The sequence below is a fragment of the Pseudoalteromonas sp. SWN29 genome, assembly GCF_015864465.1.
Taxonomy (GTDB): domain Bacteria; phylum Pseudomonadota; class Gammaproteobacteria; order Enterobacterales; family Alteromonadaceae; genus Pseudoalteromonas.
Window position 1 is genome coordinate 40,353 of sequence record NZ_JADYXE010000005.1, and the last position, 25,405, is coordinate 65,757.

Below are 25,405 nucleotides of genomic sequence, written 5' to 3' on the forward strand. Positions count from 1 at the left end.
GAATAATTATTCAAAACAAAAAGCGGCTTTATGTTGCCATAAAACCGCTTTTTATAGTTAAGAGTGCTTAAAGTACGTTAATTAATCCCAAATGCCGTCTTCGCATTTGCCCTGTACTTTTACATCTTTTACTTTAAATTCGGGCTCTAAACCTTTGTCTCTTTGTGCGTGGTAATCGCTCGTAACAGACAAAATAGTCGGCGTTAACAGTATAATAGCGATAACATTAACCACTGTCATTAACCCTAAGGCAATATCGGCTAAATCCCAGACTTCTTTTAACGTAGCTGATGCGCCCCACAACATCATTGATAAATAAAGCAAAGTGTAAATACCGCGCCCTACTTTGTTGTCGAGCTTAAAGAGGTGTAAGTTACTCTCTGCATAGGCGTAGTTTGCCACCACCGATGTAAAAGCAAATAGGGTAATAGCAGCTGCTACAAAGTAAACACCACCTTGTGCTAAATGAGCAGTCATGGCGCTTTGTGTTAAACGAATGCCTTCCATTTCGCCGCTAATGTCTATATCGGCTAATAAAATGATCACCGCGGTACAGCTACAAAGTACGATTGTATCGAAAAATACACCTAGCATTTGTATGTAACCTTGCGTTACAGGGTGATTAGGAATTGGGCTGGCACTTGCTGATGCATGGGGCACACTACCGGCACCGGCCTCATTAGAATATAAACCACGTTGAATACCGTTTTTAATAGCCGCGCCCATTGCACCGGCTCCGGCTTCTTGTAAGCCAAATGCTGATAAAAATATATCTTTAAGCATAGCTGGTACTTGCGTGAAATTTATAAGAGTAATAATGACGGCGGCAAGTACAAACACAATTCCCATTATTGGCACTACGCGCTCTGCAAATCGGGCAATTGCTTTAAAGCCACCGAGTATAATTGATCCGGCTAATACGGTAATAACCAAGCCTGAATAAAATGTTGGAACTTCAAACGCATAGTTTAGCGCGTCTGTAATTGTGTTAGTTTGCATGGCGCTAAAGGTAAAGCCGTAACCTAAAAACAAACACGCAGCAAACACAATCGCAAAGGCGCGACTGCCTAAGCCTTGCTGAATATAATACGCGGGGCCGCCTCTAAAATCTCCGCTGCTATCGCGCACTTTGTATACTTGCCCAAGTACGCTTTCGGCAAAACCTGTTGCCATTCCCAGTATAGCAATAACCCACATCCAAAATATTGCCCCGCTACCACCAAGAGAAATTGCTACCGCTACACCGGCTAAATTACCGGTACCTACACGGGCGCAAAGCCCTGTACACAATGCTTGGAATGATGAAATATCGTCTTTTTTACATTTGCTACTGCCTTTTAATAGGCTAAACATATGTTTAAATTTAAGTATTTGAATTGCTTTTAAGCGTACTGAAAACCATATTCCTGCAAATAGGAGTATGTAAATAAGGACTTGCCCTTCTCCCCATAAAAGGTTGTTTACGCTTTTGACGACGGTATCGAACATTGCTAATTCCTTCTTATATTTTTTATATTAGGCCTGTTGCGGTATAGCGGTATTTACATTTACTTTTGACTAAATGCAAATAAGGCAGCTTAGGCTGCCTTAAAACTATACATTATTTAGTTTGCAAATGAACTCCCGCAATCATGCATCTAACCGAGCCGCCTGCCGACTCAATAGTGGGTATAGGTAAAGGCACAAGCTTAGCCGTTTTTTGTATGGCTTTAATTTGTGCTGCTGTTAGCGCATTAAATGCAGTTTGCGATAAGGCTAAAATACGGCCATTTTTACCTTGTAACTCAATGGCATTGCCACAAAAGTGATTGATTTGATCGTGTGTTAAATCAATAACTTCGTGATGGCTCTTCAAAAAGTGACTGGCTAACTGTGCACGTTGACTACTTGGCACCATATTTAAACTGATCATGGCAAACTCGGTGGCAACACACATTAAAACATTAGTGTGATAAACCGCTGTGCTTTGCTCGTCATATGCATTAAACACCACGGGTGTTAGTTTTAATTGCTCGCATATTGTATTAACCACTGATGCGGTAGTACGCTTTGATTCTACCGCGTAAGCCAGTTTATATTGGTGATCGATAACCAGTGAACCAGTGCCTTCTAAAAATGCATTTTCTTTCGCTAAAAATGAATAATCAGTCACAGAAGACACTTTATAGTGATCCGTTAAAAAATCAATAATATCTTTTCGATATTCTAACCGTCTGTTTTCTACAAACATTGGGTAGATTATTAATTGGCCACTTTGATGAGTAGAAAACCAATTATTAGGAAAAACGGAATCGGGCGTATGTGTGTGCTCGTCTTCAAATAAATGAACAGTAACCCCTTCATTTTTTAATAACTGCACTGCATTTGTGACTTCTTTATATGCTTGCTCACTTTGGTTATGCGCTAAACACTCACTTTGAAATGCGTTGTCGAGCATAGTTTGCGGGTTAGACGTAAAGTGATGCGGGCGCACCATAACAACAGCACTCGGCGCTTGATTTACGTGACTCATGCTAGTTGCTCATGTGCTGATGTTTGCTCTGTATTAAGTACCGAAAACAAATTACGCGGATCGGCTTGCTGGGTAATTAAGTCAAGCAATGTAAATTCGCCGCTTTTAATGAGCTGATCGCGTATAAATACAAGCGCAGTAAAGTCTTCGCTTGCAAAACCTACACCATCAAAAATAGTTAACTCGTCTTGGCTAGTACGCCCAAGCGATTGCTTATTAACAACTTTATGAAACTCAGTAACTGCAAAGCTTTCGCTCATTTGTTGAATTTCGCCCTCTATTCTGGTTTGTGGCTCGTACTCTACAAATACATTAGCGCGCTCAAGTAATTTAGCATCTAACTCTGTTTTACCAGGACAGTCGCCACCTATGGCATTAATGTGTACACCTTGAGGGATCATGTCGTTTGTTAAAATGGTGGCATTGGTTTTATCGGCGGTGCAGGTTGTAATAATATGTGCACCTTGCACTGCTTCCTGCGCGCTATTACAAATAGTTACGTTTAATCCGTAGGCACTTAAATTAGTAAATGCTTTTTTAGACGCGCTTGCATCTATATCGTATAAACGAATATGTGTAATGCCCAATACCGCTTTAAATGCCAGCGCCTGAAACTCAGACTGCGCACCATTACCTATTAATGTAAGTGTTGTTGCGTGTTTTGGTGCTAAATATTTAGCCACCAGCGCCGATGTAGCGGCTGTACGCAGCGCTGTTAGTAGGCACATTTCGCTGATCATTACCGGGTAACCACTATCTACATCAGCCAAAATGCCAAATGCAGCCACAGTTTGCAGATCTCGAAACGTATTTTTTGGGTGACCGTTTACATATTTACAGCTAAACATTTGACCATCGCTCACGGGCATTAATTCTATTACACCCTCTGGTGAGTGAGCGGCATAGCGAGGTGATTTATCAAACTCTTTCCAACGTGCAAAGTCGGCTTCTAATTTATGAGTAAGCTGCTGTAATACATTTTCAATACCCAATTTATTTATAAGCTTAGCCATTGCCCCAACGCTAACAAATGGAACACCTTGTTTTGGCTGTGCTATAAAATGACTCATGTTAAAACCTCTGTAATAAATGTATTAATTAATTTAAAACAAGTTTAGCGAGGCTACACGCTATTTAATATGGCAATTAATTACACAGATAGCATTGTTTTTTATCATTTTGCTAGGCATTAATGTACAAATTTAGTATTTTAATAAGTAATTTAACGCTAGGCCTATTTTATGACTCCTTATATTTACGACTCACTCGACAATGCATTAATAGCTGAATTACGTAAAGACGGACGCGCGTCTATTTCAGCCCTTGCCAATACATTAAAAGTTTCGCGCGGGACAATACAAAATAGACTCGACCGATTAGTAAGCTCAGGCGCTATTTTGGGGTTTACCGTAAGAGTGCATGAACACATAGAAACCGAAGCTGTTCGTGCAATTATGATGGTTGAAGTAGTGGGTAAATCGACCTCTCAAGTTATGAAAACTATGCGAGGTATACCCGAACTAATAAAACTGCACACCACTAATGGCGCATGGGATTTGGTTGCAGAAATACAAGCCGCAAATTTAAGCGAGTTTGATGGAGTACTTAGGCAAGTAAGGGAAATAGACGGTATTTTAAATAGCGAAACAAGCATATTACTTTCATCAACTTAATCTTTTATTTATATTTGAAGTGATTCTAAAAAATTTTAAGTAATTTAAGTGACACCCACTTATATATTGTCTAACTGAGCTTACCTAGATTCTAATTGGAAGTGCACCACCTAATTCATTATAGACTTCATTTGGTGTTTTAAATCCTAAACATTTTCTAGGGTAATATTTGACTGACACCCATTTAAAATTACCAGTAAGTTAATTTTTCTTTTGTATTTAACACGACCAATTACTCTTTTATTGGTAATTATTGCTTTAAAGTTTTGTTTATCTGTCGTAAATGGCATTATTTTTTTGGTTAGCTAAATAGCAGGCGAGCTAAAGCCATCAAACCGATTGATTTAAATTTATGACATTTGAGTGTTAGATTAAGCGATTAATACTTGGCTATTTTTAATGTTAGGTCGTCGTTTGAAGTGTTGATTATTGCAGTAAGTTTCTATATTTTCAGCTTTACCAACAGCACCATGAAATACCTTAGTAAAACGAGTTGTAAGTTTAAGCCAGTTTTTTTCAGTTATGTTTAATGCTTTTAAAATAGGCATTGTGTTTTGATTTATATAACCTGGCTTATCTAATCTTATGCATTTTCCTGTTTGCTCAACAAGTTGTAAGTAGTTTTTTAAATTAAAGGGCAAACCTTTATTTATCTTTTGTGATAATTGCCCTACAAACTTAGCCAATACTTTAGGTTGTCGACCAGTTTTAGCATACTCAATACGCTTTTTAATACTTGTGAATGATGATGTTTGAATTGTATCTGCTACTTTCGCTCTAATTGGGTTCAAGTCAACATATGCCATACATGCCAATAATGCTGGCTCATCTAACAAAGCTTGTGATTTAAAACGCCCCTCCCAAAATCGGCCTGTGCAATCATCTTCTTTATTTGCTTGTCTTGCTATATTTTCGTTTAGTGAGCGCATAAACCAGCTTATATCTTTTAAACGACTTCTAAATTTAGCAATATTATGTTTTAAAAGTGTTTTTTCAACGTTACTTAGCTGCTCACCTTCTAAGTAACGCTTTGATATATAGGTTCCCTTAAATGCTTTATGCCATCTAATACATATGGCTTTATCTGTAAGCCTATTTGCTTTTTTATCATCTATATAAAGTACTAAATGTGTATGATTACTCATCACCGCATAAGCACAAACATCAATACAAAATGCCTTCGCCAAAAGTAATAAACGCTCCTCCACCCAATCTCTACGGTGCTCATAGCTTTTGCCTGTTTGTGTATCAATTCCACATAGGTAGGCTCGCCTCACACACCGAGAAATACAGTGATAGTAACGAGTATTAGAAAGGCTTATTTGTCTTTTTCGTGCAGTAGCCACAGGTATATTACTCACTTTAAAATTTTATAAAGTGTAGCTTAGTATGATTAATATACAAATTTAGTTGGGTGTCATTTAAAATGTTATTTAAAATGTTATTTTAAATGAATACATAAAAAAGGTGCTACAACATTCGCTGTAGCACCTATTTTTACTTTCATATCATTAGCTTAGTTGTAGCGGTACTCGCTTGCTGCGTAGTCGTGTGTACTATTACTCGCATTTAGGCTTTGTTGTACTAAATAGCTTCTGCCCGCTTCAAGGCCTAATTTATGATCAAAGCGTAAATCGTTATTAGAACTACCTAATAATTTACTGTGAAGCTTTTCGTTTGCAAAAATTTGGATTATTTCTACATCATCCGGTGGATTTGCAATAAATTTCAGCTCATCTAAATAGGCTTGCTCGTGCTGTAGTAAATAGTCTAACGTTTTTGGGCAGTAACCTGATACCGTTGCAAGCGATTTTAACTTTTGAACCCAAGCAGATTGCGCCTGAAAATTAGCGTCAACCGTTCTTATTACCACAATTTTACGTGCACCTCGGTTGTAAGCTTCTCGTACTGGGAGTGGTGCTGCTAAGCCGCCATCAAGATAAAAATCTGCTTGTGTTTGCTCTTCAACTAAGTGAGTTTCGCTCGCTGCTTTTGCACTTGACCATGGTGTTAATTTTACACCCTCTTTGTACAAAAATGGCAGTGCGCTTGATGCTTTTAAAAGATCACGCCATTGATTATCTTCACCTGTTGGTGATAAGTAATATGGCTTTCTGTCTCGCGCATTAGTCGCTGTAATAAGTAGCTCACGTTCGCCTAAACTTGTTTTTGCTGTTTTAAAGTCTATCGCTCTTTTTACTTCAGTGGTTTTGTCAAAGTACCAATCTAGGTCAACTATGTGTTTACCCATTAACCCTCTACCAAGCTGAAAAAAACGTTTATTGCGAGAAAGCCCTCTTATTAAGCGTTTAGCATAGCCTTTTTGGCGCGCTAAATAGCTAGTCAGGTTTTGTGAACCTGCAGAAGTGCCGATAAATAAATCAAATGGGTCGTAGCTTTGCTCCAACCATGCATCCAGTACACCGGCTGTGAATATCCCTCGCTGCCCGCCACCTTCAGCAATCAGAGCAACTTTTGGCTGCGCTGTTTGATTAACTGAATTAGCTGTTGCGATATTTAAAGAATTCACGGTGTACCTACCTTTAATTTAATGATGTTTGGTTTAATACCTACATTATAAAAAATAAAAGTAACATCTTAAAATAGATTATTTAAATTAGTTCGATTGAAAAAACAGAACGGTATGTAAAGCAAAATATATACTAAAAATAGTAATCAAATTTACTTTGAATATTTAAATAACAAATACAGACATCACTTAAAGTTAATAAAATGAGTTAAAAAAGTTTAACTTTTGATGATGTCTGTATGTTAACAAGCCCAGTGTGTACGCTTGCTTAACTAACTAGCTAATTGACTAGTTAGTGCTTTATTTCCATTAAAATTTCGAGTGCACGATGGCGTTTTTCACTATCAAATACATCGTTGGTAAATATAAACTCATCAACTTCTAGTTGCTTCGCTATCATCTCTAACTTGTGTTTAATACTTACATGCCCACCTACTACGCTTAGGCTTAAAAAGTTTTCAACATGCGCGCGCTCTTGTTCGCTCCATAGCCCGTCCATACTTTCAACAGGTGGTTTTAACCACAGCTCGTTACCGCGTATAAGTTCGAGCACACGTTGCTTAGAAGTAGTCGATAGGTATTGCGCTTCTTCGTCGGTGTCGGCGGCAACTAAAGGCAGTGCAAGCATTACATATGGTTTATCAAGGTCGCTTGATGCTTTAAATTCGCGTTTATACAACGCTATTGCGTCGTGTACAAAGCGCGGTGCAAAATGCCCTGCAAATACATACGGTAATCCTTTTTGCGCAGCTAGCTGCGCGCTAAATAAGCTTGAGCCTAATAACCAAATAGGAACGTTTGTGTTCTCCCCTGGTATAGCGCGTATTGGGTGCGTACCGTTGTATGGACCTAATAACGTTTGCAGCTCAGTTACTTCTCCAGGGAAGTTTTCTGCGCGGCTCATATCATTGTTTAGTGCTCGGCTTGTTATTGGGTCACTGCCGGGTGCGCGTCCTAGTCCTAAATCTATTCGCCCTGGATATAAGCTCTCTAATGTACCAAATTGTTCAGCAACAACTAATGGTGAGTGGTTTGGTAGCATTATTCCGCCAGAGCCAACACGAATACGTTTAGTATTTCCCGCTATGTGGCCAACCAAAATTGAAGTAGCGGCACAAATAATACCTGGCATATTATGATGCTCAGCAAGCCAAAAGCGATTAAAGCCAAGCTCATCTGCTCGCTGTGCGTATTTAGTACTTTTATGAAGAGTGTTAGTAACGCTGTCCCCTTTGATCATGGGGGCAAGTTCGAGTAACGAAAAAGGAATGGAAGTTAACAAAATAGCAGCTCCTAAAAAGGCATACTAATAATGGGTTTCATCATTAGCATAAAACACTTAAATGGGTCTGCTATTAAGTCAATTCAAGTTACGTAGTGGTATTAGAGCAAAATAAGCCTATGTTATTTTGCTCTAAGGTATTCAGGCAAGCTGTGCATCACGTTGACGCTGCTTTTTATAGCCTTCTGAGTCTACGCCTTTTTTCCAATAACCAGAGGATACAATATTACCGCGCGGTATATTAAGTTGTTCAGTTAGCAGCGTTTTTACTGTACGTACAAGGCCTGCCTCCAGTGCCATAAACACAATAGGTGGCTTTGCTGTAATGTGCAAATTTTTAAGTACACTTAGCATTGCTGTATCGGCACTATCGGTAATTACCCAGTTTATATCGCGATTTGTTTCTAAATCGATAATGTCTTGCTCAGTAGGGGCATGTACAAATGCATCAATTATTGCAGCTTCAGGTAACTGCTGCACATAGCCTTTTATAGCATTTACTGAGGTTAAATCGCCCAGCAATATATAATGCGGGTGCGCATAATTATCTAACTTTTTAGGGCCTGGTCCAGCTATACCTAACGCATCGCCTACTTTTGCAATTTTAGCCCAATCGGTTGCCGGGCCTTGGTGCATATTTATAACAAAATCAAGCGTTAGTGCGCCGGTTTGCGCATCTACATGCCTTATTGTGTATGATCGCATACACGCTGTTTTTAAGTTAAAATCTACTTCACCATTTTTTGGGAACAGTACTTTTACATAATTACCAATGTGCGCGGAGGTTATATCTGCAAAATCGTCTGAGCCTACAACAATGCGCTGTAAGTGCGGTGTAATTTGCTCAGTGCTTAATACTGTTGCTTTGCGAACTTGTTTACCCATTTTAAATCACCTCGTTTACAAAACTTAGGTTTAAATAATTAACTGCTATAAAAGCAATCATTGCACAACGCCCCATTGGTTGATAAAATCAACTATAGCAATTTAATTGACTTTGTCAACCATATTGAGAGTTCTATGAATACACCTTTATCAAATACCTTGTTTGAACTAATGCAAAATTACCGTGTAACAATTCGCGAAGCTATAAATGCAGGCGAACTGGGTATTAATGCTATGCACGTACGCTGCATACATATTATCGCGAACATAAATAACTGCACGGCTAACGATATTGTTACTAAAACGCAGCGCGACAAAGCACAAATAGCACGGCTAATTAAAGATCTTATTGGCTTAGACCTTATTGATAAACAAGCAAGTGAGCACGATAAGCGCTGTTTTATTTTGTCGCTTACAGAGGAAGGTAAAGTTCTTTTTGATAAGCTATTAGCCTCAGAGCAAAAAATAAATAATCAAATGTGTAAAAATTTAAACCCTCAGCAAATCAAAGACTTTTTAAATACCGCACAACAAATGATCAAAAATATGGATTGATCCGCTATTCATTACTTGGCATAACTTACACCAAACGCATATACTGTACACTTATACAGTATATACGTTTTAGGTTGTGTTATGTTTGTCATTCCCATTTATATAGAAGCTGGCGTGTGTGGTTTTGAATCCCCCGCAGCGCAGTACACCGAGCTAGGTGTATCTCTTGATGAGCTATTAATAAAGCACCCAGATGCCACGTTTATTGGTATCGCGTCGGGGTCCTCTATGCAAGAGGTCGGAATTTTTCAAGGTGACTTATTAGTTATCGACCGTGCAGAGCCTGCCGAAAACGGTGATGTTATTGTTGCGAACTTAAATGGCCTTTTTGTATGCAAACTGCTTGATAAAACCAATGCGCGGCTACTTTCAGCGTCTTCTTTACATAAGCCTGTACAACTAACCTCTGCAGATGAGTTTCAGCTAGAAGGCGTAGTAACGCTATCAATAAGAATGCACAGGCAAAGCCCTGACTTACTCAAATGAAATTTGCTCAAATGAGAGTTACTTAAATGTACGCCTTAGTTGATGCTGTGTCGTTTTATGCCAGTGCCGAAAAAGTATTCGACCCTGCTATTCGCTCCAAGCCCGTTGTTGTACTTACTAATAACGATGGCTGTGTATGCGCTATTTGCCCTATTGCGCGGCGCTTAAATATTCCTAAATTTGGCCCATACTTTAAAGTTAAGCATTTACTTGAGCAAAACAACGTAGTTATTCGATCTAGCAATTATGAGCTGTACGCTGATTTAAGCGACAAGATGATGAATGTTATTGGCCGCTTTTGCGATACACAACACATATACAGTATTGATGAATCCTTTTTGCACTTTAACGGCTACACACCACTGATTAAAGACTGGCATGAATACGGCCATGTTATAAGGCGTACAGTATGGCGAGAAACAAAGTTGCCCGTAGGCGTAGGCTTTGGCCCTACCCCAACGTTAGCAAAAGCGGCTAATCACGCTGCTAAAAAACTCAGTGGTTTTAATGGTGTAGCCGTAATAAATAACGAGCAAACGCGCCAAGCTATTTTACAAAGAATGAGCTGCGAAGATGTCTGGGGAATAGGCCGTCGATTAGCTAAAAAACTTAAAATAATGGATATAAACACGGCGTGGGAGCTTGCTCAGCAAAATCCTAAAACTATGCGCCGTGCATTTAGTGTGGTGGTTGAGCGTACGGTAAGCGAGCTTAACGGCGTAACGTGTTTAAATTGGGACGATGTACGACAAGACAAGCGCGAGATATTTTCAACCCGTAGCTTTGGTGAGCGAATATGTGAGCCAACCGCGCTTAAAACAGCCCTTATTAACCATGTAACTACAGTGGCTAATAAACTACGCGCCCAGCGTTCACTCACTCACCAGCTTTATATTTTTGCAGCCAGCGGCGCGCACGAAAACAGATATTATAAAAAGTCATTTGTTTATAAATTTGCCAGCCCCACTAACGACACCTGCGTGATGGCAAATGCTGTATCTGAGGTATTTAATCAAATTTATCAACCGGGAGTTCGGTTTTATAAGTGTGGTGTGGGCGCGGTGGAGTTAACCTCGGTGCAGTTTCAGCAAAGTGACTTATTTAGTAAAAGCCCTGATAACCCAAAGCTCATGCAATGCCTAGACACAATCAATAATCGATATGGAAAAGGGATGCTAAGCCTTGCTAGCAGTAAGTTAAATGACCGGTGGCACATGAACCGTGATTTTTTGTCGCCGCAGTACACCACGCGTTGGCGCGATATACCTAAAATATACTGCGAATGATTAAATGTTACTAAGTACTTTATTTACTCTCGTCTGATTTTTTAAATGTGCACTCTACACTAGGTTCGCTCAATGTATATTTTAGTGTGTTATCAGCTAAAAATTTAATGCTTTGGCTAATTGTTTTCTCGTTTGCGGGATTTTCACAACGGCTCATTCGTAAACCGTTTTCAAGGCCATCACTTTTATATTTTAATGAGCTGGTAATAAAACAAAAGCCAGGTTTTTTTACTGTTTGTGTACCGTTATGAAGCGGACCAAATACAATTTGTTCTCCTAACTTAAAGCCGCTATTCGGGTTGTTTTCTTCTGTTAGGCTTAAGTTACTATTAACGCATAATCCTGAATTAGTTGAAACAACGTCGTACGCACCCAATTTTGACTTTAAAAGCGGTATAAATCGCGTTTTATTACTTGGCTCGCTAAAGGCATAAGCACTTGTAAATGTAATTGCTAACAAAGCAAATGTTATATATTTCATTGCGTGTGTGTATCCTTCGAGAGTTAATGTGTTAGATAAGCTAAAAATGCTTATCTACTTAACTTTTTACAACTATAACAGAGATTTACTATAAAAGGAGAGAAGTCGTGCTACAGCACTTAGATACCACAACTAATCATTTTGTTGTAACGTACGCTGTTAAATACGTACCGAAACAACAAAACGATTAAATACACATTACTGCCAGTATTTTGCAAATAATAGTGGGTAGTTTTGCTTTAAAAACTTAGGTTTGTCTTTAAAGCGTTTACCTTTAGGCTCGTCGCTGCCAGATGGGATAAACGGTAATTCGTCTTCGCTGCGTTCTTCAAATAATAAACCGGCTATTAAATCATACTCATCAATGTACGGATAAGGCTGCTCGTTTAAGTAATAAACAGGCGTACATTGCGCAATTGAGTCAGCATTTTCTAAGGCATTTTCGAATACTGTTTTACCGCGCGAAATTAACCAACATCTAAATTCGCTAAAACCGTAATCGTCGTTACATCCAGCCATAACAAAGGCGGCGCCAAACAAATCCCAAGTAAAGCATTTGCGCATATGTATGCCAAAGTGCTTATCAAAATCAATAAGGTGCTGATCGCTTAAATCATTAAGTTTAGTTTTTAGGTTATCGCTGACACTTTGCGGATCGAGCCCTAAATCAGGCGTTGTTACTAATTCCCAAAAAGCCTGTTCTGTTAACGCTGCCATTATAAAATCTCTTTTACTCGGCCAACCTGACCATCTTCTAAACGCACTTTAATGCCGTGTGGGTGATTAGGTGATTTTGTTAAAAGACGCTCAACAACACCTTCGGTTAACGTACCGTTGCGTTGATCTTCTTTTAATACAATATTTACTGTGATACCTGGTGAAATTTGCGAACGCGTAGGAACAGCCATAATTTAAACCCTAAAAATAATTTATCTAATTATAACGTCCATGTGCTATCAAACCAACAAAAGCCTTGTTAATTAGCTGAAAATGAAATATGTGTTGGTTTTGCGTTCAACTTAATAACTGCTAACTCGTTAAGTATAATAGCTGTTAATTCGCTAAGTTGCGGTTTTGCACTTTCAAGGGCTATATCATCATTAAAATAGCACTTTACTTTTAACGTATTGGCCTCGTTATTTAAATCAATGGTGTGTGTTAAGTAATCAAGCCCTGTTACTGTTTCTTTTATTGCTTCGCATGCATTAGTGAGTGCTAAACGAATGTGCTTATCGCGCTGTTTTTGAGTTTTAGTCATAAATATAAAGGTTACTTATTTAGTCTCTGTTTGTTGCTGTTTTTTAAACTCTTCGTAGTTAGAGTCTTGTTTATCTAGGCATTCGTAATATTCTTTGTCAGCTTTATAGTTACATTCATCAAGGCGCGCCGATTGGACTTCATGAAAACGCGAATCAGAGCTACAACCAGCCAAAACACATGCCCCAGCAATAAGTAATGCGCTACTTTTTAGTTTATTGATAAACATTAAATTTCCTTACACTTTCTATATCGAAAAAGCGTTAAATTATTACAATACTATTGTATATTAGCGCCATAAAATCTTAATATCCAAAGGATCTATTACTATGATGTCGCAGTTACAAAAGTTGTTTCAGCGTATAGACAAAAGCAAGATATTTCAATCATTTGTTATAGCTGTAATTATTGTTTCTGCTCTTACAGTAGGTGCACACACTTACTCACTACATCCTACCGTAGAGCTTGCTCTAAATTGGATGGACGTTGGTATTACCGCATTCTTTTTAATTGAGCTAGTAATCCGCTTTGTTGCAAGCAAAGGCATAAAACACTTCTTTTCGAAGGGGTGGAACATATTCGACACCATCATAGTATTGGGCAGTTTATATCCTGCTGCTGGCTCTACTATGTTAATTGCTCGTCTACTGCGCATATTTAGAGTCTTGCGATTGGTATCGATGATCCCAGAGCTGCGCTTATTGGTTAATTCACTCCTCAAAGCTATTCCGCAAATGGGTTATATAGCCCTATTAATGTTTGTTATTTTTTATATATACGCAGCAATGGGCAGCATGATGTTTGCTGAAATAAACCCCGTACTTTGGCAAGACGTATCAATCTCTATGCTAACCCTATTTAGGGTGGCAACATTTGAAGATTGGACCGACATAATGTACGAAACAATGGCGGTGTACGAACTAAGCTGGATTTATTACCTTACGTTTATATTTTTAACCGCATTTGTATTTTTAAACATGATGGTAGGTGCCATTTTAGAAGTAATGAGTGAGGAGCACCGTAAAGCGCGAGAGGAGCTCGCAGATGATAGCTCATTACCTGCAACGCAAGGGCAAGTAAACGAGCTGCAATCACAAATTGCTGAGCTTAAAGAGCTATTGAGTAACCGCAAAAACTAATCTGATAAGAGTACTAAAGCACCCACTTAAAGTTTAAAAAGTGGGTGCCGTTTAAAGTTCTAATTAAACTAAAATTACCAAAGCGCTTTAATTTCCCTCGGTATTAGATTTATTATCTGTATCTTCAAAAGAAATAACGTTGTCGACTTTCATTTTAAAGGCATCAAAAAAGGCATTTTTTAGCACCGAAATAACGGCTTGGAAAGTCGATACATCTGCATTATCCAATTGCCCCTCTATGGGAATACGTGCAGCTACAAGCTTAGATTCATCGTTTTCAAGTATAGAGCTGAGCAAATCAACACTGCCTTCAAATATGGCCGTAAATATTCTATCGTCATCTTTTTCTATATCTTCACGCCACGAAAACACACTCAAGTTTTGAACGCCCGCTTTTACATAACCATTTAAGTTATTATCTTTAGCTACAAGCTCCATTGATCCATCAATGCCACCGGCTTCAATATCAAACGGTGTATACACTTTAAATACAGTGTCTAAATTTTTAACTGAAAAACGCTGTACCTCTGCGTTTAAATCAAAATTAGCCTGTTTGCTAAAAGGGTCAAGCTTGCCATTAAGCTTTAATGCAGCCTCCCCCATTAATGCCCCCTCCACGTTCATAGTGGTTACAAGTGTTTTTGATAGATTTTGTGCGTTGGTTATGTTTTCAATCTTGGCATTAATATTTGATATAAAGGTGGGGTTTTCACCGCTATTCGTTGAGTTAACTAAAGATAGCTTTCCTTTCTCAATGGTTAAGGTATCAATAGAAAAAAGTACTAAATTATTAGCGAGCCCTACCCAGGTAGTTTCGTCTTTTACTTGTTGATTTTGCTCAGAAGCATTGGGGTCTTTATCGTAAATAACTATTTCAGGGCGCGTAAAGGCCATGTTTGTTACTAAATTGCCCTTTAAAAGGGCTGACCACGCAAGTGAAAAATCAAGCGTTTGAATGCTCAATAAAGGCTTAGGAGCTGAGGTTGCATCAACAGCATAAATTTCAACGTCGTCAATTGCGTAAGCGCCACGATATAAAAATAAATCTACATCGCCCACATGCCCTGTAACACCTTGTGTATGTTTTAGCTGATAATTTACGTAGTATTGAACTACATAAGGCGCGGCTATTCTGGCAATAATAAGGACTAATAAGATAGCCGCCAATGAGTTAAACCATTTGCTATGAAATACATTAGAAACCGAGCTCATTATAATTTCCTTTACCTAATACCTTAAAAATGAGCATTTTAAACATGTAAGAATTACGCGAAATTGTAATAACACTACGTATATCGTATTTAAAACACATCGTTAATAGCCTAACTGAAGTCAAAGTGGCTAATTTAAGTATTAACAGCAAAGGTTATACCAATTTAAAATTGCTACAAAAATTGGGTTTATGCAGCAATGCTTAACTAAATAAAAACAGCTAGTACCTTTAATATATCAAGGATAGAGCTTGCTCAAACCTAACCGGTTTACTGAATATAAAGCCCTGGTATTTATCAATTTGTAAGCTTTGTAATAGCGTTAACTGGGCTGTGTTTTCTACGCCCTCCGCTATTACTTGGCAACCAATCATATGCGACATATTAGTTACCGCAGATACAATACTTTTATCTTTTGAGCATTCACAAATATTATCAATGTAAGATTTATCTATTTTAATATAATCAACTGATAGCTCTTTTAAAACCGATATAGAAGAAAACCCAGTACCAAAGTCGTCAATAGAGATACGTACACCGGTATTTTTTATGGCCGTAATCACTTTTGACAAATACGGTAAATTTTTAATCATCACTGTTTCTGTTATTTCTAAATGGACATTGTATGGTTTAACGGCGTATCTATTTAAAAGCCCAACCAAAAATTCTAAAAAGTTATGGTTTTCTAGTTGCAACACAGACACATTAATAGACAATCCAATCTTACTATTTACCGCATTTAACTTACTTAGGCTCGCAATAGCTTGCTCAAGTACAAACTCACCTAATATATTAATTTTTCCATATCGCTCAGCAATATCTATAAATTCTGAAGGCGGAATAAATTCATCATTAAATTGCCAACGAAGCAGTACTTCAAACGTGGTTATTTCATTTGTAGCTATATCAACAATAGGTTGATAGCAAAGATGAAAATCACCTTTTTCTAGACATTCTTTAATAGAACTACGAAGTACTTCTTCTCTTTTAAGCGATTCATGCATCCGCTCGTCAAATACCGATATTTCGTTACGGCTTTTCTTACCTTCATACATAGCCACATCAGCGTATTTAATCGCGTCTTCAAGAACAAAATTTTCGCGCGTAAAATACAGCCCAACCTTAAAAGAGGGGTTTACTTGATAGCTATCCATACTCACTGTTTTCGTTAAAGTTTTAACTAATCTAAAAACACAGTCAAAAAGTTCATCTTCGGTGTTACTTCGAGAATAAAAAATAAACTCATCCCCTCCCCACCTACACGCAATAAAGTCGCCTTGGGTTTGCGTTTCAACTAAGCGTTTACCTGTTTGGGCTAATACAAAGTCACCAAAATCATGGCCATATTTATCGTTGATGATTTTAAAGTCATCCATATCTAAAAATAAAACAGCTTTAATATCATCGTTTTGATCGGCTAAATCTAGTTCAACATTAGAAACAAAACTCCCCCTGTTAAACAATTTAGTTAGATTGTCTTTTTGCTCTAAAAGGATTATTTGTTCAGTACGAACTTGCACTTCATTTTCTAAGTTTTCAATGAATTGATCTAACTTAAGTTCGTTATTAATAGATGACTTTACATCTTTTGCACTGCGTATAGCCGTTACAAAACACAATATAAACCATAAAACGAGTCCTAAAACACCTAATACATTTTCATCTTCTATTGGCTGTAAAAGTAATAAAATACTAAATGGAACCAACAAGCAGGTTATGTACGACAGTGATGAGCGAATATCAGAGGCTAAAACATTAACACCGCCACCAGCTAGGGAGCTAAAAACAACCAGAGAGACAAATTTCTCCTGTATTCCCATGTTTTCATAAAACAAAATCGGGAAAGCAGCCCACGTTAAAGCTGTTAATAATAAACCAATAAAATACAACTGATATTTAAAAGGGTGTATTTTGTTAACAAATACATGACTAACTATTCGAAGTAACGAAATAAGCGTTAGCGTAAAAAACCAGTAAAGTTTTTCTTGAGAGGCACTGTGATTAATACTGCTAAAAATAAGAAAACAAGAAACAACCGTATTTATAGCGATTGCAGAAATAAAATAAGAGCTAACAAATGCTAACCGCTTATTGGCAAAATTATTTATGTGAGAAGTCATTAATGTTACTTGAATAGGCTGTTGCACAGTGTAAACAGTTTACTTAAGTTCAATAATAAACAACAGTGAACATTCATAAAAAAGTATTGTTTAAGCCTCTTAAGCGGTTTTATAAGCCATTAAACGAAAAAGGGTTAGCAATTTGCCAACCCTTTTTGTTAATACTGATTATATATTATACCAACTCGCTTAATTAAGAGATCTATTTTGAGAGAAGAAAATCGTGTCGATAACAAAGCAAAAATTTCGTTATTTAGTTGTTCAAAATCAGAAATTTTTAACGTAGTTAGTGTCAGTTAACCCCTCAAATTGATCAAGTATTATTGCGAATTGGTATTACTCACCATCAACAATAATGCGTAGCATACGACGAAGTGGCTCTGCCGCTCCCCATAAAAGCTGATCGCCTACTGTAAATGCACTAATGTACTTTGGCCCCATCGCTAATTTACGAATACGGCCAACAGGAATGCTTAAAGTGCCTGTTACTTTAACGGGTGTTAAATCTGTTGAGCTAATTTCGCGCTCGTTCGGAATAACCTTAACCCACTCGTTATGAGACGCTAATATTTCTTCAATTTTTTCTACGCTAATATCTTCACGTAATTTAATGGTCATCGCTTGAGAGTGACAACGCATAGCACCAATACGTACACATAAACCGTCAATTGGCACTGGTTGCTTAGAAGAACCTAATATTTTATTGGCTTCTACTTGCGCTTTCCATTCTTCTTTAGATTGACCACTTGGCATAGGCACGTCAATCCATGGGATTAAGCTACCCGCTAGTGGCACGCCAAATTGATCTTGTGGTAAATCTTTTGATGCCATTGTTTCGCTTACTATTTTATCAATTTCTAAAATAGCAGAGCTTGGGTTATCTAGTTTATCTGCAACACTTGCATGAATAGCGCCCATTTGTGCAATAAGCTCTTTCATATTTCGTGCACCAGCGCCCGACGCCGCTTGGTAAGTCATTGGGCTTACCCATTCAATTAGGTCTTGCTCAAATAAACCACCTAATGCAAGTAACATCAGCGATACAGTACAGTTACCGCCCACAAAGGTTTTAACGCCTTGCGCTAAGCCTTGTTCAATTACATCTTTGTTTACAGGATCAAGCACTATTATGCTGTCCTCACTCATACGCAGTGCTGAAGCTGCATCAATCCAGTAACCATCCCAACCCGATTCACGAAGCTTAGGGTAAACCGTATTGGTGTAATCACCGCCTTGGCAAGTAACAATAATATCCATTTTTGCAAGCTCAAATACGTCACTTGCATCTAGTAATGGTTTTGCATTACCTGCTATATCAGGGCCTAATTGACCCGCTTGTGAGGTTGTGAAAAAGGTGGTGTCGATAAGTGCAAAGTCACTTTGCTGCTGCATACGTTCTAATAACACAGAGCCAACCATGCCACGCCAACCGACTAATCCTACTTTTTTCATTGTTTGTTCCACTGTTTGATTCATAAAAGATGCCTTAATACATTAAAAATTAAATTCATTGCGTGAGATTTAATTTTCATTAACGCTAAACTAACACTCGTAGACGGCTAAAACTAGCGAATAAAGTAGAACTCAAATTTTTTTCATAGTGTAAAAAATGCAAAGACAGACTGTGCTTATTTTAAACTTTAATAAAAGCTTAACCTTGTTGAAACTTATATTTACCACGCTCAGAAATAGATATGGGAGAGCAACAAGCCGTATTAGTCAATACCGCAACAACTTATTACAACCCACAAGTATGGATAAATGGAAACTTAAAGCCATTTATTGTGGGACCGACAAATGGAAATCAATATTGTGAAGTGCGTGGTCACAACCTAGAAACCTCTGGAAGTACTGTTACTTGCGGAGAGGATGGAAGCGCCTATGGATACTTCGATTGGTATAACCAATCATGGGGCATAAAAAGTACTTGTAGTAAAAATCAATGTTATCAGCTCTATGCAACTATAAAGTGCCAATAAAATTGGCAAAATATAAAACCCAAAAAGCCCCGCATTAAATACAGGGCAAATAACTATTGCCTACTTTAGGTGTCGTGGTTCATATCAATTTTGATAGTGTAGAAGTGAGATTCTAATCTAACTAAACATACAGCTAAGAGTAATAAGCATCCAGTTAATGATTGCGATGTATGAAGTCAAAATCTGATTCCTTTTGGCTTCATGACCTGCGTTTTTTTAATTCCTTAAAATACACATCAAGTGCTGTTATATCAGCCAGCAATTCATCAATATCTGGCATTTGCGTAACACCCAAACCAGTAGCGGTATCGTGACCTTCAAAGTAAGTACTACATTTCCCCATACCAGCACTAATAGTAGCTACATCCTCTGGTGTACTATCAACTATATATCGTATATTTAGCGTTTGAACAACACGACTAAACCGCTGCACAACATTTCTAATTAGCCATTCTTCAACTAACCTCTCCCACGTTTCACGCATTTTTCCATAAATATGTTTAGCATCTCGACTATACATATCTTCAATAAAGTCATCACGTTTAGTGTACCGACGAAGCTCTACTTCTAACTGTTTCAACTGGCCTATCCTGTCTAAAGTTTTTAAAGCATCCCAAGGTGGACTTCCTTGCGGGAATCCAGAGAAATTCCCTCTACGAGTGATAGACTGGATATTAATCGGGTTTGAGGATTCCTCACTTAACATCATCAAGAACGGCAAGTCGTGCGTAAGTACGATCACCTGCCTATGTAGTGCTTCATCTGCAATACGTTTAGCAAACTTGCGCCTCCACTTATGATCTAAGGAATTGACTGGATCATCAAAAATAATGGCAGACTTTCGATTATCAATCGTTAACTCAGCCATAAAACCTGCTAGAGCTATACACTTTTGCTCGCCCTCACTGGCGATATGTCCTATCTTAGACGCATTCCTTGAAATCTGTAGAGTCAACTTCTGTTGACCAGCAGAACCTTGAGTTTTAGTTTCTACATCAAAGCTTTTAAAGTTTAACGCTACTAACTCTTTGGTAAATGCGGCATTAATTACCCCCAAACTACCAGTTTTAGCCAACTCGGATATAAACCGCGTAATAAGTGAAAGGTTAGTTGTAGCTAGAGCTGAGTTAAAACAGCCAAATATCTTAATACGGTTTATTTCAATAAGGATGTTATCTTTATGCGCAGATAACCTCTGTCGATCTTCAAGCTCCATCAATCGGACCTGACTAAGCTTAATCATCTGAGCTAACGTACCGTCATCAGCAACACCATCCCTTCTTACTTTTAACGTTTCGACTTGCTTAGATAGTCGTTGTAAAAATCTCATATCGAGTGCTGGATGAGTAAATGTTGGGTTAGCAGAACTTAGGTTGTTCTTCCTATCAAACAACTGCTGTATACAGATGTTGAATTGCTCTATGGCATCAGGTGCAGATTGCCGTATTTCCTCAAAAATACCTTCATACGGTTTAAGGTCAAAACTCAATTGAGTTATGAGATTCACCTGTAAGATTAGAGCCGCAGTTGCCTTATCAGCATCTACCTGAGACTGATTAGTAATATAATCATTGAACCTAGCCATCCTTTCCGCAGCTTGACTTCCTATCGGTTGTAAGCAAGTAGGACAGTGTTCATTTTTAACTGGTGGGAAAGTTTTATCATCACCATTACCCATTATGAAGTTCTGCGCATGGTTCCACATTTCTTTCCAGGCATCATTCCCGATACCTTTAATTGGTAAACCATTTAAAGTATTCTGCCTTACATTCTCAGCAACTTTTAATTTAGTTAATTTATCATCATATAAAACACCAATTTGGGTTACATTAACATCATTTAGTTTTTCATATAGGTTGTTAAGAAAATTAAGTAACGGTTCACGATGTTTTAATTTGGTTGCATAAAAAGCTTTTAATTGAGCAGGTGTTTTTCCGTTTAGCTCTGCTAAGTCCTTCTCTAATTGTGCTATTTCTGGCAACTCATTTTCACCGCCGCAATGAGCATATAATGTAGCTTCACTGGCTGTTGCTAGTGAGTTACAGAAAGTACTCACCTTAGAGTGTGGATTTAAATCAGGTATTATGTATGGTCTGTTAAATGGAACCACTTCAAGTGTCAATGCGCCTTTCACAAATTGGCAAGCACGACTCAGCTCATCCAGTAATTTTACTTCTGCAGGCTTGTACTCAACACTATCCGTTTTTGAAATGTAATTTGTTGCTGAATGAGAATCAAAAATCCTTATAGACTTTAACTCAGGATTTGGTTCGCCACCAACAGTCCAGATATTTTCAACTATTGGAGCTCCGTCAACTGAAATACCTAAGGTAGCTTGTGATGGGACAGCAGAAGGGTTAAAAGCATTAGTCGAAATAACAGGAATATCACCACGAGTTAAACATGCACTTTTAAGTATTTTTGCATAACTTGATTTACCAGCACCATTATCTCCATATACAGCTGTTAAACCCTCAATTGGAAAATTTAGTGTTACATTTTCAATTAACGATGAGACATTTTTTACATTGCCTAAGCTTGCTAATGTTACTGGTGCAGCTTCAGCTTCAAATCCTGCAACCGCAACGTGTTTAACGTAATTAGGAAATTCAGGTGTTCGTGGAAGTAGGCCAAACTCCATTTTGACAACTTGGTAAATAAGCTGTAAATCTTGCTGTTGAAGACCTCCCTGCCCCATGACCATGCGGACTACCTGTCTCCACCATAGGGGCTTATTAGCGCTATTTACCCATGTAACAACTTTCTCTATTTGTGTCATATAAATCCTTTTGTACCATGCGTTAATATACGAATATTCGACTAAGAATTGAATATCCTGATATTAAAAACAACATCCATTGATGAATAATTTTGTAATCAAATAACTTCAAGATAATTTACTCAAAGCTTAGGTTGACCTAAAGCAGGTGTTTCGGTCCAATTTTTTACCTTTCCTATTAATTAGAGAATGTACGGTAAATATAGCTAGCTGTCGACTTCGTTTCGCTTGGAACGAGAGCTGGAAAGCTTCGAACCTTATCAATACGATAAACGTTGGTATAAAGTAAGACCGACAGATTGAAACTTATATGCGGCATTTAGCCTGTAGAAAATTTAAAATAGTGTTCTACGTAATTTAGAAGTTATGTGACTCCTTCAGAATATGACCCTTAGGCTCTAAATAAAAAACCCCGTACAAAGTACAGGGCTAATGCATAATTCATCAGGTTTTATTAGCTAAAGTAAACGCTTAAAACTCGTAGCTGTAACTTAAGTCAAAGGTAATACCCTGCTCTTTAGAGCGAACAATAATATCTGATTGTGTGACTTCTTGATCTTCATCTAATAAGTTTTTAACTTTAAATTTAACCTTAGAGTTAAAGTCAGGATAAAAAGTATAAACTAAATCAAGTGAATGAAATGGCTGCTCGTAGGCATCATCACGATTAGCCACACCAGCTGCTAATATGCGCTCACCAAATACGTTATAAACTAGTGAGCTACTGTGCATACCATCAAGTGAATCATAATTAAGTTGTAAGTTAACTACATATTGAGAGTGACCAGTCATACGCTTTTTAGGATTAGTTAACGTACCAGCCAGTGCCGGGTCAATAGACGCCTCAGAATCACTTATCGTAATGTTACCACTGGTAAATAAACCTTCTGCAGCAAACGTTAGGTCCTGAAGCCATTCAGCCTCAATACCGTAAACCTCAGCAGTTTCACCATTAATAAATGACGCAGAGTAATCTTCATCACCAATATTTAGTACAGTTTCGATAGGCGCAGTTATGTCTTTATAAAAGGCAGCTACGCTAAATGAATTACCTGCTTGCCCGTAATACTCATAACGTAAGTCATAGTTTTTAATAGGACTACTTTTTATGCCTGTACGGCCAAATGTTCTGATATCAGTTAATGGGTCATAATAAGTTACCGGTACAACTTCACGAAAGTCAGGTCGAACAACCGTTTCGCCATAACCTAAACGAATTTGATAATCGTCACTGCCTACGTAAGTAACAGACAATGCTGGATACCAATCATCTGTGACAATAGAACCCGCTTCAATTTTTTCAGGATCGTAAAAAGTATTTAAATCTTGCTGATCAAAAATAAGGCTCGATGTACCAATGGATGTTTGCTTAAATTCTTCATAACGAATACCACCACTGACTCTTATCCATTGATCGTAAAAAACATCAAACGACGCATAGCCGGCATCAACTTTTTGAGCGGCAATGTAATCGTCGGCATCAGGCGCTGTTGGCTCATTAAAATCAACTAAAATGGCGTTGTTATTAATGAAGTCGTCTGTTAAAAAGCCACTGTTATTAAGTGGATCAGCACTTCCATCATTAATTGAAATACCCGAGCCACCACTGTTATTAATAGCAAAACTTGAGGTATTAAATAGTCGTGCCCTATCAGAGAAATCGTAACCAAACTTAAACTCAACTTCCATCGCGTCAAAAGACAGTGGCAAGGTAAGGTTACCGCCGTAGGACTTAACGCGCTCTTGCATATTTGTGTACGACATAATTACGCGGTTATCATCACCGGTTATAGTAGAACCCGCATAGCTGCCATCGTTATTATAACTATCACGAAATTCAAAATCCGCACTGGTAGGAATATCTGTCGTTGCTTTAGCTTCAGTGTATTGCCAATCAGCACCTATTCCCATGTAATCTAAAAAGGTATGTTGGCCAATAAATTGAGTAATATTTAACTGACGTTCTTCGTAATTAAACGCATGATTACGATTTGCAACGCCATCGCCTGCAATACTAAACGTAGAGCTACCGGCAGGGCTTTGCGAAATAGCAATTTCTGACTCGTCCTCATTATCAATAATATAAAGCTGTTGAGCCGAAATACTATGTGTGCCAAGCGAATAAGAAAGGCTAAGCGATCCGTTATAACTTTGCGTCTCAGTAGTTACCTGTGAATTTTTGACTGTGTTGTAGCACGAGTTAGATACATCATCTGCGGTGGCAAGCGATGTTGTACAATCAATTGAACCATCCTGGTTTTCAAGATCTTGAGTAATTACAGAGCTAAAACGCTCTTCAAAATCCCACTCATTTTTATATGCACCAGCCAGTAAAAAGCCAAATTTTCCGCCAAAGTAAGACTCTTCAAAGCTATCGCCATAATGCGCTTTAACATTATAACGAGGGTCTAACGATTCCTCTTTTAGCTCATACCCACGTGGCAGTGACTTTAACAATGCATTGTTAATCGCTGTCGCTTGCTCAGCGCGGGTTTGCTCAGCATCAACAAAACCTTCACGACTTACTATATTACCAATACCAAAGTTACCTCGGTATTGTGAAATCGCATTGTTTAAAGCCTCTGGGATACCCTCTTCATTACGATTATATGTAAATCCATCGCCTGATGCCGTATCGTATCCTACGCCTACTTCAAATCCTGCTGTAAATTCACTTGGCGCTGTTTTAGTTCTTATATCAATATTACCGCCACCAAACGCAGCTGGCATATCTGGCGAATACGCTTTTTGAACAGCCATACTCTCAATAATACTGGCAGGAAATATATCTAGTGGGATTACATTACGTGTTAAATCAGGGCTTGGAATATAAGCACCATTTAATCGAGCACTTGAATAACGCTCACCTAAGCCACGTACGTAAATAAACTTACCATCTACTAACGTCAAGCCTGTTACTCGCCTAAGTGCAGATGCAGCATCGCTATCGCCTGTACGTGCTAATTGTTCAGAACCTAAAATATCGGCAACAAACGCTTGGTTTTTACGCTCTTCAACAACAGCGGCTGCGCTGCCTTGTAAGCGCGTACCTACAGCAACAACTTCTTCTATTTCTTGTGAATTAGTAAACTGTTCATCCGATTGGGCGGCCATAAGACTTGTAGACTGTGCAGCTAAGCCTAAGCCAATTGCCCAAGTAATTTGATTGAGTCTATGTTTTTTAGACATGAGATAATCCTAATCAGGTTATACAAAAGAGGCGCCTTACG

At 38.1% G+C, this 25,405-nt stretch carries 23 protein-coding genes; 6 read left to right on the forward strand and 17 right to left on the reverse strand.

The genetic code is table 11. The annotated features are described in order from the left end of the window. Positions 1-81 precede the first annotated feature (81 nt). The 3 genes from I6F53_RS02880 to I6F53_RS02890 form a co-directional block, all read right to left on the reverse strand. A complete protein-coding gene (locus I6F53_RS02880; protein WP_197238409.1) occupies positions 82-1,488 on the reverse strand; it encodes an alanine/glycine:cation symporter family protein in 1,407 nt (468 codons plus the stop codon). Positions 1,489-1,600: 112 nt separating this feature from the next. Beyond that, complete coding sequence (gene ctlX, locus I6F53_RS02885) at positions 1,601-2,512, reverse strand: citrulline utilization hydrolase CtlX (RefSeq protein ID WP_197238411.1); 912 nt, start codon at positions 2,510-2,512, stop codon at positions 1,601-1,603. Continuing rightward, entirely contained in the window at positions 2,509-3,582 is a 1,074-nt protein-coding gene (locus I6F53_RS02890) for an ornithine cyclodeaminase (RefSeq protein WP_197238412.1), read from the reverse strand. The genes ctlX and I6F53_RS02890 overlap by 4 nt, the downstream gene beginning before the upstream one ends. A gap of 171 nt (positions 3,583-3,753) precedes the next feature. On the opposite strand from I6F53_RS02890, the gene I6F53_RS02895 reads away from it, so the two are divergent. Continuing rightward, the gene (locus I6F53_RS02895) at positions 3,754-4,185 is read left to right on the forward strand and encodes an Lrp/AsnC family transcriptional regulator (RefSeq protein WP_197238413.1); all 432 of its coding nucleotides are present in this window, start codon (positions 3,754-3,756) and stop codon (positions 4,183-4,185) included. A gap of 371 nt (positions 4,186-4,556) precedes the next feature. Here I6F53_RS02895 and I6F53_RS02900 read toward each other — a convergent pair whose 3' ends face one another. The 4 genes from I6F53_RS02900 to I6F53_RS02915 all read right to left on the reverse strand — a co-directional run bounded on the left by I6F53_RS02900 (position 4,557) and on the right by I6F53_RS02915 (position 8,882). After that, complete coding sequence (locus tag I6F53_RS02900) at positions 4,557-5,531, reverse strand: transposase (protein ID WP_197238415.1); 975 nt, start codon at positions 5,529-5,531, stop codon at positions 4,557-4,559. A 170-nt stretch (positions 5,532-5,701) separates the two neighbouring features. After that, entirely contained in the window at positions 5,702-6,715 is a 1,014-nt protein-coding gene (locus tag I6F53_RS02905) for a patatin-like phospholipase family protein (RefSeq protein ID WP_197181441.1), read from the reverse strand. Between the two features lie 292 nt (positions 6,716-7,007). Next, entirely contained in the window at positions 7,008-7,997 is a 990-nt protein-coding gene (locus I6F53_RS02910) for an LLM class flavin-dependent oxidoreductase (protein WP_197181442.1), read from the reverse strand. A gap of 141 nt (positions 7,998-8,138) precedes the next feature. Beyond that, positions 8,139-8,882: a siderophore-interacting protein gene (locus I6F53_RS02915; protein WP_197238416.1), complete on the reverse strand. Its 744-nt coding sequence runs from the start codon at positions 8,880-8,882 to the stop codon at positions 8,139-8,141. Positions 8,883-9,017: 135 nt separating this feature from the next. Here I6F53_RS02915 and I6F53_RS02920 point away from each other — a divergent pair, with 135 nt between their 5' ends. From I6F53_RS02920 to I6F53_RS02930, 3 genes are all read left to right on the forward strand, one after another. Next, on the forward strand, positions 9,018-9,437 hold the full coding sequence (locus tag I6F53_RS02920; RefSeq protein WP_166420844.1) for a MarR family winged helix-turn-helix transcriptional regulator: 420 nt from the start codon (positions 9,018-9,020) through the stop codon (positions 9,435-9,437). An 81-nt stretch (positions 9,438-9,518) separates the two neighbouring features. After that, positions 9,519-9,923: a S24 family peptidase gene (locus I6F53_RS02925; RefSeq protein ID WP_166420845.1), complete on the forward strand. Its 405-nt coding sequence runs from the start codon at positions 9,519-9,521 to the stop codon at positions 9,921-9,923. Between the two features lie 26 nt (positions 9,924-9,949). Next, the gene (locus tag I6F53_RS02930) at positions 9,950-11,209 is read left to right on the forward strand and encodes a Y-family DNA polymerase (RefSeq protein ID WP_197238417.1); all 1,260 of its coding nucleotides are present in this window, start codon (positions 9,950-9,952) and stop codon (positions 11,207-11,209) included. A gap of 19 nt (positions 11,210-11,228) precedes the next feature. Here I6F53_RS02930 and I6F53_RS02935 read toward each other — a convergent pair whose 3' ends face one another. The 5 genes from I6F53_RS02935 to I6F53_RS02955 form a co-directional block, all read right to left on the reverse strand. Continuing rightward, a complete protein-coding gene (locus I6F53_RS02935; protein WP_197238419.1) occupies positions 11,229-11,690 on the reverse strand; it encodes a hypothetical protein in 462 nt (153 codons plus the stop codon). A gap of 198 nt (positions 11,691-11,888) precedes the next feature. Continuing rightward, positions 11,889-12,407, reverse strand: coding sequence for a DUF4240 domain-containing protein (locus tag I6F53_RS02940; RefSeq protein WP_166420847.1), 519 nt, complete (start codon positions 12,405-12,407; stop codon positions 11,889-11,891). Then, positions 12,407-12,598 (reverse strand): YwbE family protein, encoded by a 192-nt coding sequence (locus tag I6F53_RS02945; protein ID WP_197238420.1) that lies wholly within the window; start codon positions 12,596-12,598, stop codon positions 12,407-12,409. The genes I6F53_RS02940 and I6F53_RS02945 overlap by 1 nt, the downstream gene beginning before the upstream one ends. Positions 12,599-12,666: 68 nt before the next feature. Further along, positions 12,667-12,948: a hypothetical protein gene (locus I6F53_RS02950; RefSeq protein ID WP_197238422.1), complete on the reverse strand. Its 282-nt coding sequence runs from the start codon at positions 12,946-12,948 to the stop codon at positions 12,667-12,669. Positions 12,949-12,963: 15 nt separating this feature from the next. Next, a complete protein-coding gene (locus tag I6F53_RS02955; RefSeq protein ID WP_197238423.1) occupies positions 12,964-13,176 on the reverse strand; it encodes a hypothetical protein in 213 nt (70 codons plus the stop codon). A 100-nt stretch (positions 13,177-13,276) separates the two neighbouring features. Between I6F53_RS02955 and I6F53_RS02960 the strand changes: the two genes are divergently transcribed. Further along, the gene (locus tag I6F53_RS02960; RefSeq protein WP_197238424.1) at positions 13,277-14,086 is read left to right on the forward strand and encodes an ion transporter; all 810 of its coding nucleotides are present in this window, start codon (positions 13,277-13,279) and stop codon (positions 14,084-14,086) included. 87 nt (positions 14,087-14,173) lie between these two features. On the opposite strand, the gene I6F53_RS02965 is transcribed toward I6F53_RS02960, so the two are convergent. From I6F53_RS02965 to asd, 3 genes are all read right to left on the reverse strand, one after another. After that, a complete protein-coding gene (locus tag I6F53_RS02965; RefSeq protein WP_197238425.1) occupies positions 14,174-15,298 on the reverse strand; it encodes a DUF748 domain-containing protein in 1,125 nt (374 codons plus the stop codon). A 229-nt stretch (positions 15,299-15,527) separates the two neighbouring features. After that, positions 15,528-17,417 carry a putative bifunctional diguanylate cyclase/phosphodiesterase gene (locus I6F53_RS02970; protein ID WP_231616524.1) on the reverse strand — a complete coding sequence of 630 codons (1,890 nt, stop codon included), beginning with the start codon at positions 17,415-17,417 and terminating at the stop codon, positions 15,528-15,530. 336 nt (positions 17,418-17,753) lie between these two features. Further along, positions 17,754-18,893 (reverse strand): aspartate-semialdehyde dehydrogenase, encoded by a 1,140-nt coding sequence (gene asd, locus I6F53_RS02975; RefSeq protein WP_197238428.1) that lies wholly within the window; start codon positions 18,891-18,893, stop codon positions 17,754-17,756. Positions 18,894-19,111: 218 nt separating this feature from the next. Here asd and I6F53_RS02980 point away from each other — a divergent pair, with 218 nt between their 5' ends. Next, positions 19,112-19,396 (forward strand): hypothetical protein, encoded by a 285-nt coding sequence (locus tag I6F53_RS02980; RefSeq protein WP_231616525.1) that lies wholly within the window; start codon positions 19,112-19,114, stop codon positions 19,394-19,396. Positions 19,397-19,595: 199 nt separating this feature from the next. Here I6F53_RS02980 and I6F53_RS02985 read toward each other — a convergent pair whose 3' ends face one another. Then, positions 19,596-22,175: an AAA family ATPase gene (locus tag I6F53_RS02985; RefSeq protein ID WP_197238429.1), complete on the reverse strand. Its 2,580-nt coding sequence runs from the start codon at positions 22,173-22,175 to the stop codon at positions 19,596-19,598. A 471-nt stretch (positions 22,176-22,646) separates the two neighbouring features. Continuing rightward, a complete protein-coding gene (locus tag I6F53_RS02990) occupies positions 22,647-25,364 on the reverse strand; it encodes a TonB-dependent receptor plug domain-containing protein (RefSeq protein WP_197238431.1) in 2,718 nt (905 codons plus the stop codon). Positions 25,365-25,405 lie beyond the last annotated feature (41 nt).